The organism is Sphingomonas sp. R86521 (assembly GCF_042466235.1).
Lineage (GTDB): Bacteria > Pseudomonadota > Alphaproteobacteria > Sphingomonadales > Sphingomonadaceae > Sphingomonas.
In genome coordinates this window covers 2,656,580-2,672,686 of sequence record NZ_JAXHBY010000001.1, presented here as the reverse complement: position 1 = coordinate 2,672,686, position 16,107 = coordinate 2,656,580, and the positions used below count along the sequence as shown (strand labels likewise).

16 protein-coding genes are annotated in these 16,107 nt (G+C 64.0%); 14 read left to right on the top strand and 2 right to left on the bottom strand.

Annotation, left to right across the window (positions count from 1 at the left end):
* Window positions 1-13 precede the first annotated feature (13 nt).
* The gene (locus SJY20_RS12395) at window positions 14-160 is read right to left on the bottom strand and encodes a hypothetical protein (protein ID WP_380787233.1); all 147 of its coding nucleotides are present in this window, start codon (window positions 158-160) and stop codon (window positions 14-16) included.
* On the opposite strand from SJY20_RS12395, the gene SJY20_RS12390 reads away from it, so the two are divergent.
* From SJY20_RS12390 to SJY20_RS12350, 9 genes are all read left to right on the top strand, one after another.
* Window positions 159-2,807 carry a phage tail length tape measure family protein gene (locus SJY20_RS12390; protein ID WP_380787232.1) on the top strand — a complete coding sequence of 883 codons (2,649 nt, stop codon included), beginning with the start codon at window positions 159-161 and terminating at the stop codon, window positions 2,805-2,807. The genes SJY20_RS12395 and SJY20_RS12390 overlap by 2 nt on opposite strands.
* A complete protein-coding gene (locus SJY20_RS12385) occupies window positions 2,807-3,481 on the top strand; it encodes a hypothetical protein (RefSeq protein ID WP_380787231.1) in 675 nt (224 codons plus the stop codon). Before SJY20_RS12390 ends, SJY20_RS12385 begins: the two co-directional genes overlap by 1 nt.
* 20 nt (window positions 3,482-3,501) lie before the next feature.
* Window positions 3,502-4,119, top strand: a complete 618-nt coding sequence (locus SJY20_RS12380; RefSeq protein WP_380787230.1) for a hypothetical protein — start codon at window positions 3,502-3,504, stop codon at window positions 4,117-4,119.
* Between the two features lie 2 nt (window positions 4,120-4,121).
* Window positions 4,122-4,511 (top strand): DUF6950 family protein, encoded by a 390-nt coding sequence (locus SJY20_RS12375; protein ID WP_380787229.1) that lies wholly within the window; start codon window positions 4,122-4,124, stop codon window positions 4,509-4,511.
* A complete protein-coding gene (locus SJY20_RS12370) occupies window positions 4,511-6,700 on the top strand; it encodes a phage tail protein (RefSeq protein WP_380787228.1) in 2,190 nt (729 codons plus the stop codon). Before SJY20_RS12375 ends, SJY20_RS12370 begins: the two co-directional genes overlap by 1 nt.
* Before the next feature lie 30 nt (window positions 6,701-6,730).
* On the top strand, window positions 6,731-7,171 hold the full coding sequence (locus tag SJY20_RS12365; RefSeq protein ID WP_380787227.1) for a hypothetical protein: 441 nt from the start codon (window positions 6,731-6,733) through the stop codon (window positions 7,169-7,171).
* Window positions 7,168-9,210 carry an SGNH/GDSL hydrolase family protein gene (locus SJY20_RS12360; RefSeq protein ID WP_380787226.1) on the top strand — a complete coding sequence of 681 codons (2,043 nt, stop codon included), beginning with the start codon at window positions 7,168-7,170 and terminating at the stop codon, window positions 9,208-9,210. Before SJY20_RS12365 ends, SJY20_RS12360 begins: the two co-directional genes overlap by 4 nt.
* A 134-nt stretch (window positions 9,211-9,344) precedes the next feature.
* On the top strand, window positions 9,345-10,337 hold the full coding sequence (locus SJY20_RS12355; protein ID WP_380787225.1) for a hypothetical protein: 993 nt from the start codon (window positions 9,345-9,347) through the stop codon (window positions 10,335-10,337).
* 29 nt (window positions 10,338-10,366) lie between these two features.
* Window positions 10,367-10,954 carry a hypothetical protein gene (locus SJY20_RS12350; protein WP_380787224.1) on the top strand — a complete coding sequence of 196 codons (588 nt, stop codon included), beginning with the start codon at window positions 10,367-10,369 and terminating at the stop codon, window positions 10,952-10,954.
* Window positions 10,955-10,987: 33 nt separating this feature from the next.
* Here SJY20_RS12350 and SJY20_RS12345 read toward each other — a convergent pair whose 3' ends face one another.
* A complete protein-coding gene (locus SJY20_RS12345; protein WP_380787223.1) occupies window positions 10,988-11,338 on the bottom strand; it encodes a PilZ domain-containing protein in 351 nt (116 codons plus the stop codon).
* 159 nt (window positions 11,339-11,497) lie between these two features.
* On the opposite strand from SJY20_RS12345, the gene SJY20_RS12340 reads away from it, so the two are divergent.
* The 5 genes from SJY20_RS12340 (at window position 11,498) to SJY20_RS12320 (ending at window position 15,809) form a co-directional block, all read left to right on the top strand.
* Entirely contained in the window at window positions 11,498-12,031 is a 534-nt protein-coding gene (locus SJY20_RS12340; RefSeq protein ID WP_380787222.1) for a hypothetical protein, read from the top strand.
* A complete protein-coding gene (locus SJY20_RS12335) occupies window positions 12,031-12,441 on the top strand; it encodes a hypothetical protein (RefSeq protein WP_380787221.1) in 411 nt (136 codons plus the stop codon). The genes SJY20_RS12340 and SJY20_RS12335 overlap by 1 nt, the downstream gene beginning before the upstream one ends.
* Window positions 12,442-12,767: 326 nt before the next feature.
* Window positions 12,768-13,283, top strand: coding sequence for a TIGR02594 family protein (locus tag SJY20_RS12330; protein ID WP_380787220.1), 516 nt, complete (start codon window positions 12,768-12,770; stop codon window positions 13,281-13,283).
* A 205-nt stretch (window positions 13,284-13,488) separates the two neighbouring features.
* Window positions 13,489-13,860 carry a hypothetical protein gene (locus tag SJY20_RS12325; RefSeq protein ID WP_380787219.1) on the top strand — a complete coding sequence of 124 codons (372 nt, stop codon included), beginning with the start codon at window positions 13,489-13,491 and terminating at the stop codon, window positions 13,858-13,860.
* A 1,238-nt stretch (window positions 13,861-15,098) separates the two neighbouring features.
* Entirely contained in the window at window positions 15,099-15,809 is a 711-nt protein-coding gene (locus SJY20_RS12320) for a Crp/Fnr family transcriptional regulator (protein WP_380787218.1), read from the top strand.
* Window positions 15,810-16,107 lie beyond the last annotated feature (298 nt).

The window sequence follows — 16,107 nt, the reverse complement described above, 5'->3', positions numbered from 1 at the left end:
GCTGCGCGTCGGTTTAGGCGGCGCGCCGTTCGCGCTCGATTTCGGCGCGGTCATGACGATGGGTCAGGCGCTCGACGTCGATCTTCACTTGCTCGCCGATGTCCTGCCGGCCGTCGAAACCGTGATCGTCAACCGCCTTGCCGAGGAAGGAGAATAGCATGCCCAATCCAGCATCGATCCGCCTCGGCACGTCCGGGAAGGCGCAGGTAAAGGCCGATCTGGTCGAGATCGGCGATACCGGTGCAAAGTCGTTCAAGACGATCGGCGACGCCAGCGAAGCTCAGGCGAAGCGGTGGTCGCGGTCGTATGAGAATGCTGGCCGTGACGTCGAAGCGGCGCTCCAGCGTCAGCAGACCGCAGCCGAGAAGATCGCGGCGATCATGCCCCAGACCGCGGTGCAGATGCGGATCGCAGATACCAACGGTACCGGGTTCGGCCAGTATGAAGGCTCGGCCCGTTCGTCTGCCGCTGTGTTCATCGCTCTGGAGGCCGAGCAGCAGAAGCTCGAGGCTCGAACGCGCGCGTTGGTATCGGCGATCGATCCTGCATTCGCCGCCCAACAGCGGTTCAACCATGAGATCGGCGAAGCGCGCGCGCTCGTCAGCGCCGGCACGCTGTCGCTCGATCAGTATGTCGCGGTACTGCGAAAAGAGCAGGCAGCAGTCGACGCCGTGTCTGGCGGGCACAAGGTATTTTCCAACTCCGCGGGCGCTACCCGCCAAGCGATGCAGGGGCTGAGCTACCAGCTGCAGGACACCTTCACCCAAATTTCCATGGGGACGAACGTGTTGCAGGTGGCGGCTATCCAGGGCGGTCAGGTCGCGGGCCAGTTCTCCAACCTGGAGGGCAAGGCGGGCAACGTCGCCCGATTCATGATCGGCCCGTGGGGGCTTGCAATGACGGCCGCAGCGCTCGTGCTCGGTCCGTTGCTCGGTAAGATCATCAACACGAACAGCGCCATCGACGACGCCATCGAGAGGCTGAAGAAGGACGCCAAGGAGACCGATAACACCCGCATTGCAAAAGAGCGGTTTGCGCGGTCGGCCGACGGCGTTGCTATCTCGATCCGCGAGCAGGCGCGCGCGCTGGATGACGCCGCGAAGGGCGAGCGGTCGGCAGCCGAGCGCGCCAACATTCTCGCGAAAGAGAACCTGAAGCGCGAGATGGCGATCCGTGCGGTTACGGCCGCGCTGCTCGATCAGGCCATCGCGCAGGAGGACGTCGACAAGACACGGTCGATGGCGCCTGGTCAGAGGGGTGAACTCGGCACGCTGGCGCTGACGGAGTCGTCGGGCCGCGTCGCCGGGCTGCAAGCTCAGCTGAAGGCAAACCAAACCGCTATCGATCTGGCCAAGCGCAACCTGATGGGCACGCGGATCGATCTCGCGACTGATGCCGCTGGCCGAGCTGCCGACCCGATGGCGCAGATCAAGAAGCGGTACGATGATCTTGCGGACGCTGCCCGGAGTACGGCCCGCGCGCGGGTCAAGGTCGGCCAGGACGTTGACGCATCGCTGACCCGTGAACTCGCGACGATCGAGCGCAACCGTGCTGCAGCGGTGAAGGTCGAGCAGGACAAGCAGAAAGCTTCGCAGGAAACCTCTCGCCAGTACGGTCGCGAGGTGACGTCCTCACAGGCGTCCGCGATCGCGCGCGCAGCCGGCCTGCAGGTCAACAGCGCCGATCGCAGCACCGCGCGTCAGACCGAACTCTACAATGCATGGATCGCAAAGGGCAGGCCGAAGGAAAACCCGGTCGCGAAGCCCGGCACGAGCGCGCACGAGCGCGGCAACGCGCTCGATATTCAGTTCGAAGCTGGCGTCACCGCGAGGAAGATCCGCGACGCGTTTGCGGCCGAGGGCGTGCGCCTGACGAAGATCTTCGCCGAGAAAGGCCACTGGCATATTGAATGGGCGCGCACCTCCGCGCAGAAAACCGCGGACGTCGACGCGGCAAAGGCGACGCGGGCGGCGGCGGCGGCCAACAAGGAACTCGACAGCAGCCTCGAAGAGATCGTCATGCAGTTCGATCCCGCACGGGCCGCGGGCGAGGAATACGCCGCCACGCTAGCGAAGATCGCGGCGCTTCGCGGCGCCGGCAAGCTGACGGCCGGGCAGGCCGACGACTATGGCTTTGCCGCATTCAAGGAAGCGCAGGCGGCAGCGCAGCAGCGCCAGACGCAGATGGCAAAAACCGTCCTCGGTGATTTCGACGACCCGTTCGAGGCGTCGAACGCCGCCCGCGAAGGCGAAAAGGACGCCTGGAGCCAGGAGTTCGAGCGCCGCCAGCAGGTACAGGAGAACGGAGTGCGTAATGTCTCCAGCCTGTACCGGAACTTGATGAGCGGCGGGACGCGGTCGATCTTCGACAGCTTCAGGCAGCGCGGCCTAGATGCCATCGCGGACCTCGCGGCGAAGTGGACGATCAGCCAGATCGGCAAAATGAGCGAGTCCGGTGGGTTCCTCGGCTCCGTCGCCACCCTTCTGAAGGGAACCGGCGGATCGACGCCCGCGTACGCGAGCGGCACGGAGTACGCGTCGGGCGGCGCATCTATCGTCGGCGAGTTCGGCAAGGAGATCGTCAATCTGCCGCGCGGTTCGCGCGTCACGCCGGCGGCGGAAACCCGGCGCATGCTGGCAGGGAATGACAACCCGCCAGCAATCCACATCGATGCGTCGATCTATGCTCCGGGGGCAGACGGTGCCGCGCTGGCGCGCGTCGAGGCGGCTCAGCAGCAGATGATGGATGAACTGCCGGGCACCGTGCTGGCCATCTACCGCGACGGTAAATCGAGGCGCTATATCTGATGTTGCCACTCGAACAGCCAACCGCCAGCGCGGCCCAGCAGTCTTTCGAACTCCAGCGCGTCGACTTCGTTTCCCCCGAAGCGGGCGGCCGGATCGGCGCGGTCAGCGCCGGCAACCCGCTCTGGGCTGCGACGTGGCAACTCGCCAAGATCGGCGCGCTTCGGTCAGATGAGTGGCGCGCGTTCATGCTTCGCTTGCGCGGCAGCCAGCGCACGTTCCTCGCGCGCGATATCGCCCGGCCGTTTCCGCTCGCTTTCATTGGCGGCTTTGCCGGCATGTCACGCGCCGGCGGCGGTTCCTTCTCCGGTGCAGCTGTTGCCTGGAGCCAGTCGATATCGGCGGATGGCGACGCGGTTCTGACCCTCTCGGGATTGCCTGGGAACATGGCGTTCGCGGTCGGTGACTATGTCGGGTTTCGCTGGGGCGACGGTGACGGACGCCGCGCGCTGACGCGTGTGGTTGTGCGGGCGACCAGTTCGGCCAGCGGCGTAGTGGCGTTGATCGTCGAGCCGCCTGTCCCGACACTCGTAGTTCCTGCCGGTGCGACCGCGCATCTGGATCGACCGGCGTGCGTCATGCGGCTGGTGCCCGGACAGTCCGACATGGGGCCGATCGACCGGCGCCTGGCGGTCACCAGTGCCAAGATCACTGCCGTGCAGGATCTCCGGCCATGAAGAGCTTCTCCGATATGGCGATGGCCGCAATCGAGCGCGGCGACGCCATCGTCTCCGGTGCGACCGAGATCCTGTGCGACCCGCCCGTACGCCTCTGGATGGGCGAAGGCATGCTTCCCCTGGACGGTCACGACTACATCGGCATCGGCGATCGCGCCCTGGCACAGGTCACGTCAGCGGCGGTCGGCGGCGCGGCGCAGGGTGTGACCATGTCGCTTTCCGGGGTCGATCCGGACGTGATCCCGCTCCTCGATGCGGACGATCTGCGCGGCGCTGCCGTTGCGTCACGCCGGCTCATCTTCGACCCGTCCGGGACGCAGATGCTCGACCAGCATGTGTTCGATCGAGGCCGGATCGATGCGGTCAGCACCGACGAGACGATCGGCGAGCAGGCGGCAATCGCGGTCGCTGTCGAAGGCGCCGCGCGCGGGCTTGGTCGGCGCGGCGGCCGGATGCGGACGGACAGCGACCAGCGACTGATCGATCCGACCGACGGCGGCTTTCGCCGTGTCAGCTATGCCGGAGAGAAGACGCTGTACTGGGGTGGCCAGAAGCCCGCGAACAGTGCCGCGGCGCTGCCGGGGTCGATGAGTTCGGCGGCGGGCAGCATGCAAAACGGTCGACAGGAATCGTACTGATCATGCGTGATTACGATGCTCTTCTCGCGTTCGTCGCGGGGCGCACGACGCTGCCGTTCGACTGGAAGCGGAACGACTGCGTGCGCTACGCCGCGGGTGCGGTGCTGGCGCAGACCGGCGTCGATCCGCTGCGCGGCGTGATCCGGTGGGGGACGGCGCGCGGCGCGGTCCGCGTCCTCGATCGGATGGGTGGCATGGAAGCGGCCGTCTCCAGCCGGTTGACCGCGATCGCGCCGGCAATGGCCGCGCGGGGCGATATCGCCGGTGTACCGGACGACGACCTCGGTCTGCGGCTTATGGTCATCGAAGGGGAAACGCTCGTTGGCCCAGGCGACGCCGGCAATCGCCGCCTCAAGCGCTCGGTGATGACGCACGCCTGGCGGGCCTGCTGATGTCGAAGGTCGTCGGCTTCATCACGTCGCCCTTGTCGATCATCGACAAGAAGCTCGGCAAGATCGGTCAGTCGATCGGGTTGATCGGGATTGGGATCACGACCGGCAACCCGGCCTTCATCGCAGCCGGCGTCGGCGGCCTCGTCGACTCCCTGAAGAAAACCGGAAACGGCCAGGCGCGGCAAGCGGCCGAGACGTCACTGCAGATCGGGGAAGGTCCGCGACGTGCAGTATTCGGGGAGACGGCGACTGCCGGGTCACTCGGAGACGCGTTCAACTATGGCGGGAAATACGGCACCGATTGGGAGGTGATCGTGGTGATCCTCGCCGACCATCTTTGCGAAGCGCTGATGGGGTTCTACGTCAACGACGCATACGTCGCTTATGCCGGCGATGGCGACGTCGCTGGCTATAACGGCCAGCTGCGCGTGTCGTGGCGGCCGGGGTCCGCAGATCAGGCCACGGTCGCGGTGCTGACCAGCCAGGGCGGATGGGCGTCGACCGATCGGCTTCGCGGGATCAGCTATGTCGTGTTCGAATACAAGGCTGACGCGGCCGACGCGAAGAAGCCGATCTGGACCAGCGGCCGGCCGGAGTTTCTGTGCGTGCTTCGCGGACTGCGGCTTTACGATCCGCGCAAGGACAGCACGGTCCCTGGCGGATCCGGCCCACACCGCTGGCTCGACCCGAGCACCCGCGAATGGGGCGAAAACGCCGAGCTTTGCCGGTACAACTTCGATCGTGGCATCTACGCGTGCAACCGGATTGATCAGCCGACCCAGCTCCTGATCGGCCGCGGTCTGTCCGCGCTCGAGGCGCCGCCAGAACGCATCTTCTCGGCCGCCAACCTGTGCGACGAACCCGTGGCATTGCAGGGCGGCGGCAGCGAGCCGCGATATCGCGCAAGCGGTGTCATTTCAGCGGACGAGGTGTTCGGCGACGTCGCTGACGTGTTCGCGGCGGCTATGGGCGGCATCGTGATCCAGCCCGAAGGCAGCGTGGCGGTGGAGCCGGGTCACGGCAAGAGCCCCGTCGCCTACATCACCGACGACGATCTCGTATCTGGGACCAAGGTGACCTTCAGCGATTTCCGAAGCGAAGCCGACGAGGACTGGGCGAATACCGTTATCCCGAGTTTCATCGACCCGTCGCAGAAGTGGGCGAGCCGGGCGGCGCCGATCCGGCGCAACAGCGCGGATGTCCTCGCCGATGGTGGGCCGCGTGAAGCGCCGGTCAGTCTGCGGCTCGTGAAGTCGATTACCCAGGCGCAGCGGATCGGCGAAATCCGACGCAGGATCGGCAGGCTGCAGCGGACCGCCAGCCTGACCCTCGGCCCGCGGTTCTGCGAACTGGAGGAAGGCGACTGGATCGTCTGGACGTCGGCTCGACGCACGAAAGCACTGCCGGTACAGTTTCGTATCGAGTCCTATGCGCTCGGCCGGGAATGGCGGAACGCGCTGTCGCTGCGCGAGATCAATGCCACCTGCTTCAGCTGGAAGATCAGCGACGAGATAGCGGACGGAACGACCGCGGAATCGCAGACGCCGCCCGACGGCTACGGCGAGCCGGATCCTGGCTCCTGGACGCTCACGGGCACGACGATAACCAGCGCCGACGGATCGACGCAGCCGGTGCTGATCTTCACCGGCGCGGTCGAAGACATGTATTGCAGCGAAGTCCGGTTCGAATACCGCGAGCACGTCACCGGGCAGGCTGCTGATGCCGCGTGGATCGATCCCGTGTTTGCCGCCCCCGATGTTCGCGAACGGCGCATCCTCGTCGCCGGTGGCAAGGTGTACGACGGGGCGGTGTCCTACAGGTTCCCGGGCAGCATTCCGGGGCCGCGCCTGATCCTGACGCCTGTGACATCCGGAGATCTGTCGCTCCCCGGCGCAGGCGGGGACAACGGCACCAACCTGACCGCGGCGACCGACTTCATCGCCACGCGTCGTGCAGGCACCCGAACGGTCGACGTCGCATGGCGCAACCCGAGGTCGCCCCGCTTCAACTTCGCGCGAGTGCTCGCGAACGGAGAGCAGAAGGGTGGCGACATGCTTGGGGGCCTGGGCGTCTACATGACCTCGGTCATCACCCTGTCAGGGGCCGCCCCCGACTTCGACATCGTCATCCGGTCCTATGACGATGGCGGCGACTTCGTCGACACCGACCCGCAGACCATTACGCCCTAACTGATCGGAAAAGAGAATGACGAACCGTGCATGGTTGCGCGGCGCGGAGTCGCGCGCGTGATCGACCGCAACCTCGACATGCGTATCGCCGGCGGGGATCCGCTTGCGCTCCGCTACCGGCGACAGCTGGCAGACGGCACCACGCGCGAGCTGCTCGGCGAAGTCTACGCCTTCACGATCTACCGCGCGGACGGCAGCACCGCCGATGGTTGGAGCGCTGCCAGCACGATCGAGCGCGATCTTGACGGAGACTATGCCGACATGGCGCTCGCGCCGACGCTGAGCGTCGCGCTTGCCGGCACCGTCGGACTGAAATGGGCCCTCGACGAAGTCCTCCCTGATGGCGGCCGACAGGCTCGCCAGGGCGGCGCCCTCTACGTCTCGCGCAGCCCCACCACCATCGCCGGCACCGCCTCGCCGCTCGCGCGCGCGGACATCGACTGGATCATCGAAAGGGACGACGAACGATGACTACGACCATCGTACAGACGCGCGGCGCCAAGGGGCTGACCGCGGCCGAGCAACTAATGCTCGCAGGCCTGATCGAGGAGCCGACCGTCGCCGCCATGGACGAACGGTATTCCGCACCTGGTGAGGGCGCGGTGGCCGACGTTGTGGCTGCAATCGCTGCTTCGGATGCGAAGATCGCGGAAACCGAAGAGACGCGCGTGCTGACCGACGCTGCGCGCGTTGGCGCAGAGGCCGTCATCGATTCCGGCAATGCGATCGTCGCTGGGGCGCCTGTGATCCTCGCGGCGCGCGATCAGGCTGTCGCGGCTGCGTCGATGTTTGAAGATGTGCGGGTGCAGGCAGGAAACCTTACCGAGCAGGTCGAAACGCTCAATCCCATAGTGGCGGACAGCCGGGATAAGGTGATCGACCTTTACAGGTTGTCTGCGGCGGAGGCGGGTGCTCGCGAAGGCATCTCGCAAGCGGTCGATACGCTCTCCGGCGGGGTCTCGGCTCTGAGCCAGCAGACCGACAACCTCACCGCGCAAGTCGGCACGCTCAATCCCATCGTTGCCGACAGTCGAGACAAGGTGGTCGACCTGTACCGCTTGTCTGCCGCGGAAGCGGGAGCGCGCGAAGGTATCTCGCAAGCGGTGGACTCGCTTTACGGCGGTGTCTCCATTCTCAACCAGCAGGCATCCGATCTCACGATAAACGTCGGCGAACTGAATACTCAGGTGGCAGCCGCCAACGTGGCGATTGCTCGCCTGAACCGTGACGTGCCCGCCAAGCTGCCACCAAGCCACACGATCGGAACGATGATCTTCGGCGGCATCATGTCGTACGTGCAGGACAACACGACGCCCAAGACTTACCGGACGATCTTTGCCCTGCCGGCCGGGGTGAAGCGCGTTCGCCCGATCTATTCTACGGGCCACAACGCGCCGGTTCACATCGGCAAGGCCGCGGTCGCCGCAATCTCCAGTGCGGCAAACTTCGCCGCCAGCGGTGTCACGTGGAAGCCGGCGTTGTTCGACGGCCAGGCTAGCGGCATTATCCCCGCTCGACCGGGCGCCTTCCGGCGCGACTACCTCGCCAACGACTGGGTCGACGTGGCGAGCGTTCAGCGCACCGACGATCTCAACGCGCTGCCGCTTATCGTGGTCAGCGCCTATGTGCCTGACGCCGCGAACATCACGATGCTGGGCACGTCTGCCGGCCCGTTCTATCTGGACTGGGCGAACGACCCTACGCGGCCCCACGTCATGCGATACAGCAACGGCGACTGCGTCACGAACCCGGCCGCGTTCACCAGCACGACCAATCGCAGCACGTCGCCGATCATCGGCATCCAGTACGAGCTGGTGAGCGGCGAAGTGCTGACGATCGCAGCTGCGGGCAACAGCATCACGGAAGGTGCGAACGCGACAGTGTTCGGAAACTCGTGGTTCACGCGGATAGCCCGCCAGATGCAGAGCGACTTCATGGCAGTCGACCGGGTAATGCTCGCGTGGTCAGGGAATGACATGCCGGGCATTCGGAATGAGGTCCTGGACTATTATGCTTTCTGCGAGCGGGCGCGGCTCGTACCGCCAACGATCCTGTTCGCGCCCAACGCTTCACCGAACAGCCTGCCGGCTACATCTGCGGCGCCCGCGGCCCTCACGAAGGCGATGTTCGACAGCCAGTATTTCGACGCTGTCGTGATGGTCCGTGCGGCCAAGGCGGCGGGGACGAAGCCGATCATCTGGACGATCCTCCCGACGAACGCGAACACGAAAATCTACAGCAACGGGACCGACAGCGTGCGCCGCGACTACAATAAGGCGTGGCGTGACATGGGCCCCGCGGGCGTTCTGGTCGCGGACATGGATGCAATCATGTCGGGGCCGCAGGATGCCAACGGACAGGCCACACTGCTGTACGCCTCGCAGGCGCCCGGCGGCGACGGCATCCACCCGAACGACCAGGGCAACGATGTGATGTCGGTGCTGGGTGTCAGCGCCGTACGCCAGATCATGCCTTCGATCGGCTTGGTTGCTGGGGCATTGGTCGCATAAGGTGAGCTGACCAACGCGGCCGCTCTTTCCGCCCCGACAGTCCGGTGACCGCGGGCTCAAAATCAACGCTGCCCCGCGGTGTCGCCGTCATACCCCGGCACGGATAAGGCCGGGTTACCCTTGAAAGGAACGACATGAACAACCTGCTTCGGTGGGCGTGCGCGGCTGCGTACGTCCTGTTGCCCTCGCTTGCCTCCGCGCAATCGGTCGGGAGCTCGGTCATCTTTCCTTCGGGCTGGGCGCCAGGTCAGTCGGTGTGCGTCAAGCAGGTCGACGGGACCTGCGTGCCTGTCAGCGCAGCGAACCCATTGCCGGTTTCGGGCGGCGGGGGTGGCGGGAGCAGCGATGCGACCGCCGTCAACCAGACGGTTACGAACGCGCGCCTTGGCGATACCAGCGCGCCAGCGGCGGGATCGGCTAATCAGCGGCTTGGCCTGATCAATACGACGCTGGGCTCGCCGTTCCAGGCTGGCGGCTCGATCGGCAATACCGCGTTCGGAATTTTGGGCAGCCTTCCCGCGGGAGCCAACGCCATCGGTACGGTCACGGCAGTCGGTAACCTTGCGTCCGGGGCCGCTGACGCCGGCAATCCGGCGAAGGTAGGCGGCGTCTATCGCGCAGCGCAGCCAACGTTTAATGACGGGAACCGAGCGGATTTGCAGGTGGACCAGCGCGGCAATCTTCGCACGACGCTTTTAGCGTCCGACGGCAGCAGCAACCTAGGGACCATCCGCGCTCAAAACTCCGATGCTCAGACGCCCGTCATAGGCGCTTTGACGACGTCATCGGTCGGGTTCTACTTCAACGGCACAACGATAGACCGCGCACGCGGCGACGTGAGTGGTGCTTATGTGGTGACCAAGGGCGGCGCCAATATTGCAACCGGGCAGATTGCCGTCGGCACCGCGGCGACACTGATCGCCGCGGCTCGCACCGGACGCCAGCGCATCGGCATCACGGTTGTCCAGACCGTCCAGTGCGCATTCGGCGCTGCCGGCGTGACGCTCGCGACCGGCTGGCCACTCGCTGCCGTGGCCTACGCCGCTGACAACTGGGACACGTCGTCGGCCCTGTACGGTGTATGCGCGACTGCAGGTACCACCGTCGCTTACCGGGAACTGTTCTGATGTGGCGCGCTATATGGTGCGCTGTCGCGATGGCGTTTTGCGCTCCGGTTCCCGCCCAGGTCCCGACCTATCCGCCGCCCAACACGGCTGCGCTTGCCGAGCAGGCTACGGCGGCGCAGGCCAAGGCAGATGCGGCACAGGCGAAGGCTGACGCAGCGCAGGTCCGTGCCGACGCCGCGATCGCGTCGATTCCGGTGCGTGCTACCACGCTTCCGCCAGCCGAGCGCACGAGCCCAACGTTGGGGTCATCGATGCAGTACCGAGGTGCCGACGATCCCCAACCGCGGATCACGCGCACGGCTTCTTGCACTCTGATGATCACTGCCGGCATTGGATCGTGCGATGCGCTTTGGGACGGCAGCCCGTTCGCCAGCGGCGTCGTGGTCCGCTTGGCAGGGTCGCCGGCCGTCGTCACCACCTCGGTCGGCGCTGCGAATGAACAGCCGATGACGTGCAAGGCCTGTGCGCTGTCGACCACCAGCATCTCATTCCGGTGCTGGCAGGCTCAGTCGTCGGCGCTGACGCTCGGCATTGTGAGCGCCGGGGTGAGCGTGCTGCCGTTCTCCGCGCCCGCGGCGACCGCAACCGTGATGGTCACTGCCCTTCCGTCGAGCTGACGGCTTCTTATTCCTACGCCATCCTGGGAGGCATCAATGATCAATGGGTACGGGCGGGTGGGCTTTGACAATGTGCTCAACGACGCTCGCGTGGAGAGGGTTGGCAAACTCTAGGCCAACGCGATCGACCCGTGCCCACCGCACCGTCGTCAGCATCGGACCAAACGTTGGAATAGTGACTAGCACTGACGTTCCCGGCTGGGCGGTCAACGATGCCATGCATAAGCACCCTTGGGCCGAAATGTCCCTCAGCTCGGCACGACGTTTGCCAAGTGCCGAACTGCCAATCCAGCAAGGTACACCGGCGCGCCGCCGCCGAATGGATCGTCTATCTGTGATGCGGGGGGAGAATACCTCCGCAGTTTTTGTAAATATGCGCCGCATGATGCCCGGTGATACTTTCGCGGCCCGCCGGGATGGGGGCTGCGCTTGCTAACTGCCGCCGAAAGATTCCGATCCTCGATGAATAACATTTAATCGAAGGGCTCCCATTACTATGATCTATGTCAACTTCGTGACTTTAGTCGCGCGGGCAGGTGACGCATGAGCAATACCGACTTTGCGGTCCAAGCGGTCGCGAAAGGGCCGATGACGCTCGCACCACCCAGCTTCAACGGGCACGGCTGGCTTGTCGTCGTGAACCTTGCCGGGTTCACAGCCGGCTTCATCATCGCGACCATGTTGGCGCTCAAGATGTATCGCGACATCTGGCGGAACCGGGCGACGGACAAGCTGCATCATCCGGTGACGGTCTGGCGCGCATTCGGCGGAACCGTAAGCCTCGCCATGGCGGTCCGGTTCGGGCCGGCTGCAATGGTCCTGTGGGGCTGGGATCCCGAACAGGCGACGTCGACCGCTTGGCTGCTAACGTTGCAGCGTATGACCGACCCGATCGCATTCACCCTCGGACTTCTCGCGCTGGCGCTATTCGAGATCTCGGGCAAGAGTATGGCAGCGCACTTGAAGCGCGAGCCGCTGCCTTTGCGGATATGGGCGTCCCGTGACCAATTGAAGCGTCCCGCCTGCATTGCCCTCCTGAGCCTGATCGCCGCGATCGGCGTCGTGAGCACGCGGTGATGTGGCGCTTCATCGCGACCGCGGGGGCGGCGCTTCCGGTGGCAGCGGCCGCCATTGCGAAAGATAAGGCAGCAACGGTGACCGACAGCGTACCATCGATCTGGCATTTCCTCGGCTATCCGTTCGAGGCGGGCAGCATGATCGCGGGTCTGTGCGCCTGCCTGGCGGTGCGCTTCTACGTCAGCCAAGAGGACCGCAAGGATCATCGCTGGAACGTCGATCTGCCGGTGTCGATGCTCACGCTGCTGTTCACCGCTGGCATGATCATCCGCCTACGACCCGAGCCGTTCTGGTCTCTCGTCTACGGCACCGGCCTCGGCTCGGCCGGGGTGCTGATCATCAGCGCGTGCCTCGCCTGGGTGAAGCGCGGGAGCGACCTGTTCCAGCCGCCTGAGAAGCCAACCCCGTAACGGCCCGCCCCACAGGGCTGCGGGGCGGGCCGGGTTGCGGGGAAACCATAGGGGGGAAACCCTCAACCGGCCTAGTTACGTGCAGCCGACGAACTTTGATTGATTTCGGAAGCAAATCTTATGGCGACGGTATCACCGGCGAAATGGCCTCCGCGTCCTGCCCACGGGCTGGCGGCGCGGCGGGCGGCCTTGGCTCAGCAAAGGTAGTGACCCGCCAACAGAGTGCAGCTGTTGGCGGGTCAGTAGCGCAGTTCATCCGGGGGAAATCCTGCACTGCCACCGACAATACGCCGCGGGCGCTTCTAAAGTTTCACAGGAGGTTAACTATGACGACGGCTCTAGAGCCGGCGTGGCTTCGCCATGCTCGGACCCTTATCGGCACGCGCGAAGCAGCGGGTGCGGCCAACAGCCCGACCATCATGGGCTGGGCGAAGAAGCTCGGTATGAAGGTGCTGGGCATGGTCTATAATGCGGACAGCGTGCCGTGGTGTGGCCTGTTCGTTGCGACCTGTCTTGCGCAGGACGGCGTCCCGGCGGCGCCGATCGCGGTCCGCGCGAAGGCCTGGGCCACCTGGGGAGCGAACCTCGCGGCTGCGAAACTAGCGCCCGGCGCCGTGCTGGTGTTCGAGCGGGCAGGGGGCGGGCACGTCGGCTTTTACGTCGGCGAAGATCAAGCCTGCTATCACGTACTCGGCGGCAACCAGGGAGACCGGGTCAGCATCATGCGGCTTGAGAAAAGCCGCTGCGTGGCTCGTCGCTGGCCGCTCGGTCGCGCCGTCGTAGGCAAGCCTTCGTTTATGAAGGCCATTGCTGGCGTACCTTTGTCTCGCGACGAGGCGTAAGGTGGTCGCAGTGCAAGCAACTCTTTTGTAAATAATGATACAAACGATGGTTCGAGCGCTTACTGGATATTTACAGTTTGGGCTTCTAGCTTGCCCGCACCAACAAAAGGGATGACCCCGAAACCAAACTGATATCAAGTGGGTTACGTCGCTCGATGGCGACAAAGAGAAGCTGACGTAGATCAGGGTTTAATCGGGAGGCAGAATGCGTATGCATCGCGATCACTTGGAAACCGAGAACGGGTCCGGGGCAGGTAGTCGAGACGACCTGCGTATGCTCGCTCGTCGAATGGGTAACATGCGACGCTCCATAAGCGAGACGCTACCGGCAGAGCTGTTCCATGACCCGGCGTTAGACATTTTGCTGGCGCTTTATCTCGCCGATACGCCGGTAGCCGAAACCAACGTAAGTTTCTATACAACGGTGAGTGCGTCGGTCGCCGGACGATGGGTGAAAGCTCTAACGGCTTACGGTTTAGTCGATATCGTTGGCGAACGTATTAGCCTCTCCGCCGAGGGGGTAAAGCGGATGGACCAGATGTTGACAGCAGCTACAGGGCTGCAAGCCGAACCTTAACGGTATCAATCGTCTGTGCGATATACGCGGCGAGACAGTGATCCTCGACGGCGTCGATATGAGTTAGCGCTTCATCGAGTGCCTTGAGCGCCGCCTGGTAATGTTCCCTCATGTCGGTCTCCTTCGCCGAACCGTCTTATCATATGTAAGTATTTTTTAGCCTCGTCACGCAGAAGCCTATGAAATGCAATTATTTAGTAACCAGCGTGCAAATAGTGTCCGCCCGCTGCGGCGGGGATAAGGACGCTCGCGATACCCACCAGATCGCGATCGCTCCGTTGTTGAGCGGAGGGTTCGCCGCAGCACCTATCGTCCAAGCGTTCTATCCAGATGACAAGGGACCGAGGTTCGGGGCGGAGCGCACATTGGAACAACGTCAGCCAGTGTGACGCTCTTGCATCCAGAAATCTCCGGTATACGATCTAGCGAAACGCAGGGAGTCGCTCAGTGAAATTCTTGGTCGCAGCCGCTCTGGTAATGAGTTCCGGGACTGTAGCAGCTCAAACTTCGGATGGCGGAGCAAAGCCCTCCGACAAGCCTGCGAAAGAGAAGAAGACGTGCCGGTCGATGACACCCACGGGGTCGTTTATGTCAACCCGGGTGTGCAACACTGCGAAGGGCTGGCGCGCGTATGAAGGTGTCACCGCCGAAGGGGCGGAGCAGACCCGCAACGTCTATAGGATGCCGACAACCGGTGTGCCGCACTGAGATTAGTTGTAGAGCAAGGTCCTGACCGATATCGAGACGGAGCCGATCGCTCAACCCCGGAGGTTGAGCGCGAGAAGGGGCTTTATCGGGGGTGCTTTGGCGGCATCGTACGATAGTCGCCTTGTCTGTGTGGTAGGGTCATCGCCTACCATTCCCTTATATCATTACTCTCTAAAGAGAGGCAGAGGCGTCCAAAAAGGCCTGGGAAACCGTCATTCCGGCTTCTCATCCGCTATCAAGCCATGCCGTCCAAGCGCCGGCGTTTTGGAGCCAGGTTGGGGGGGGGCTATCCGCGAACTGAGGGTATCGCCTTTCCGGCAGACTCAGCGCGCTCGGCCTAGCATTTCGGTAGTCGAGGACGCGATAGCCAGACGCAGTCGTCTGCGGACGAGCAGTCGTCGTATGGTTCATGGTAAGTACGTCGCGTCGGGGGTAGACCGCTTTGGCCCCCGGCAAGACAATGAAGTCTGCCTGCCGCCGAAATTGAAAGAGACCGCTCGTTGCCCAAAACCGTCAGTCCGCTTGCGGTTATGGTGCGTAAACTCGGCTCTCAGGTGCCGCTGGAGAAAGGTGACCATGACGCACTGCTCGCGTTGTCGCATACGGTAAGGACCTGCGATCCTGCCACGATCCTGGTGCCCGAAGGCGAAAGCCCCGCCGCGTGTGTCGTGCTGCTCTCAGGTTTCGCATTCCGGGAAAAGCGGACCTCGCAGGGCAAGAGGCAGATCGTGTCGGTGTACGTTTCGGGCGACGCCCTCAATTTTGACCGGCTGTTCCTCAATGCCGTGGATGAAGATACCCTAGCCATGACTAGCGTGGACGTCGCAATCATACCGCGCGAGGCACTGCTGGAACTCACGCGATCGCGCCGGGCAGTCGCGGATGCGATGGTTGTCAGTACATTGGTTGAGGGATCGATCGCCCGTGAATGGATGTTCAACATCGGCCGGCGCGACGGATTCTCCCGAGTCGCGCATCTCCTGTGCGAATTTGCCGTACGACTTGACGCGGTAGGGTTGGCGTACGGCAAGACGAAGGGTTTTTATCTGCCGATGAGCCAGGACCAGCTGGCCGATGCGCTCGGGTTATCCCCGGTGCATGTGAACCGTATGCTGAAGTCCCTAGAGGCGGAGGGCTTGATCAAGCGCAAGGAGAGGTGGATCACTTTTCCCAAATGGGATGAGCTTTGCGAAATCACAGATTTTTCCAGCCGCTACTTGCATCTAATGAACAGGCCGTAGCTCACGATTGGTCGAGGCGCGGTGCATCGTCCGTCCCCGAAGCGCCCGACGCAGCTATGAGGACCGACAAGATGCGTCCAAGGTCCGGCTTATGGACACGCGCTAACCGGCCTCGGGGGGGCTTCATGGAAAAAACGACGGTGGAACGAGCTTTCGAGCTCGCGCGCGAAGGGGCGTGCCAAAGCCTAACGGATATCCGCCGCGAACTTTCGAGGGAGAAATTCGCTAACATCGATTCTCACCTCGACGGTCGGTCGTTGAGAACGCAGCTGAAGACCTTGATGAAGGTTGCCGGCCG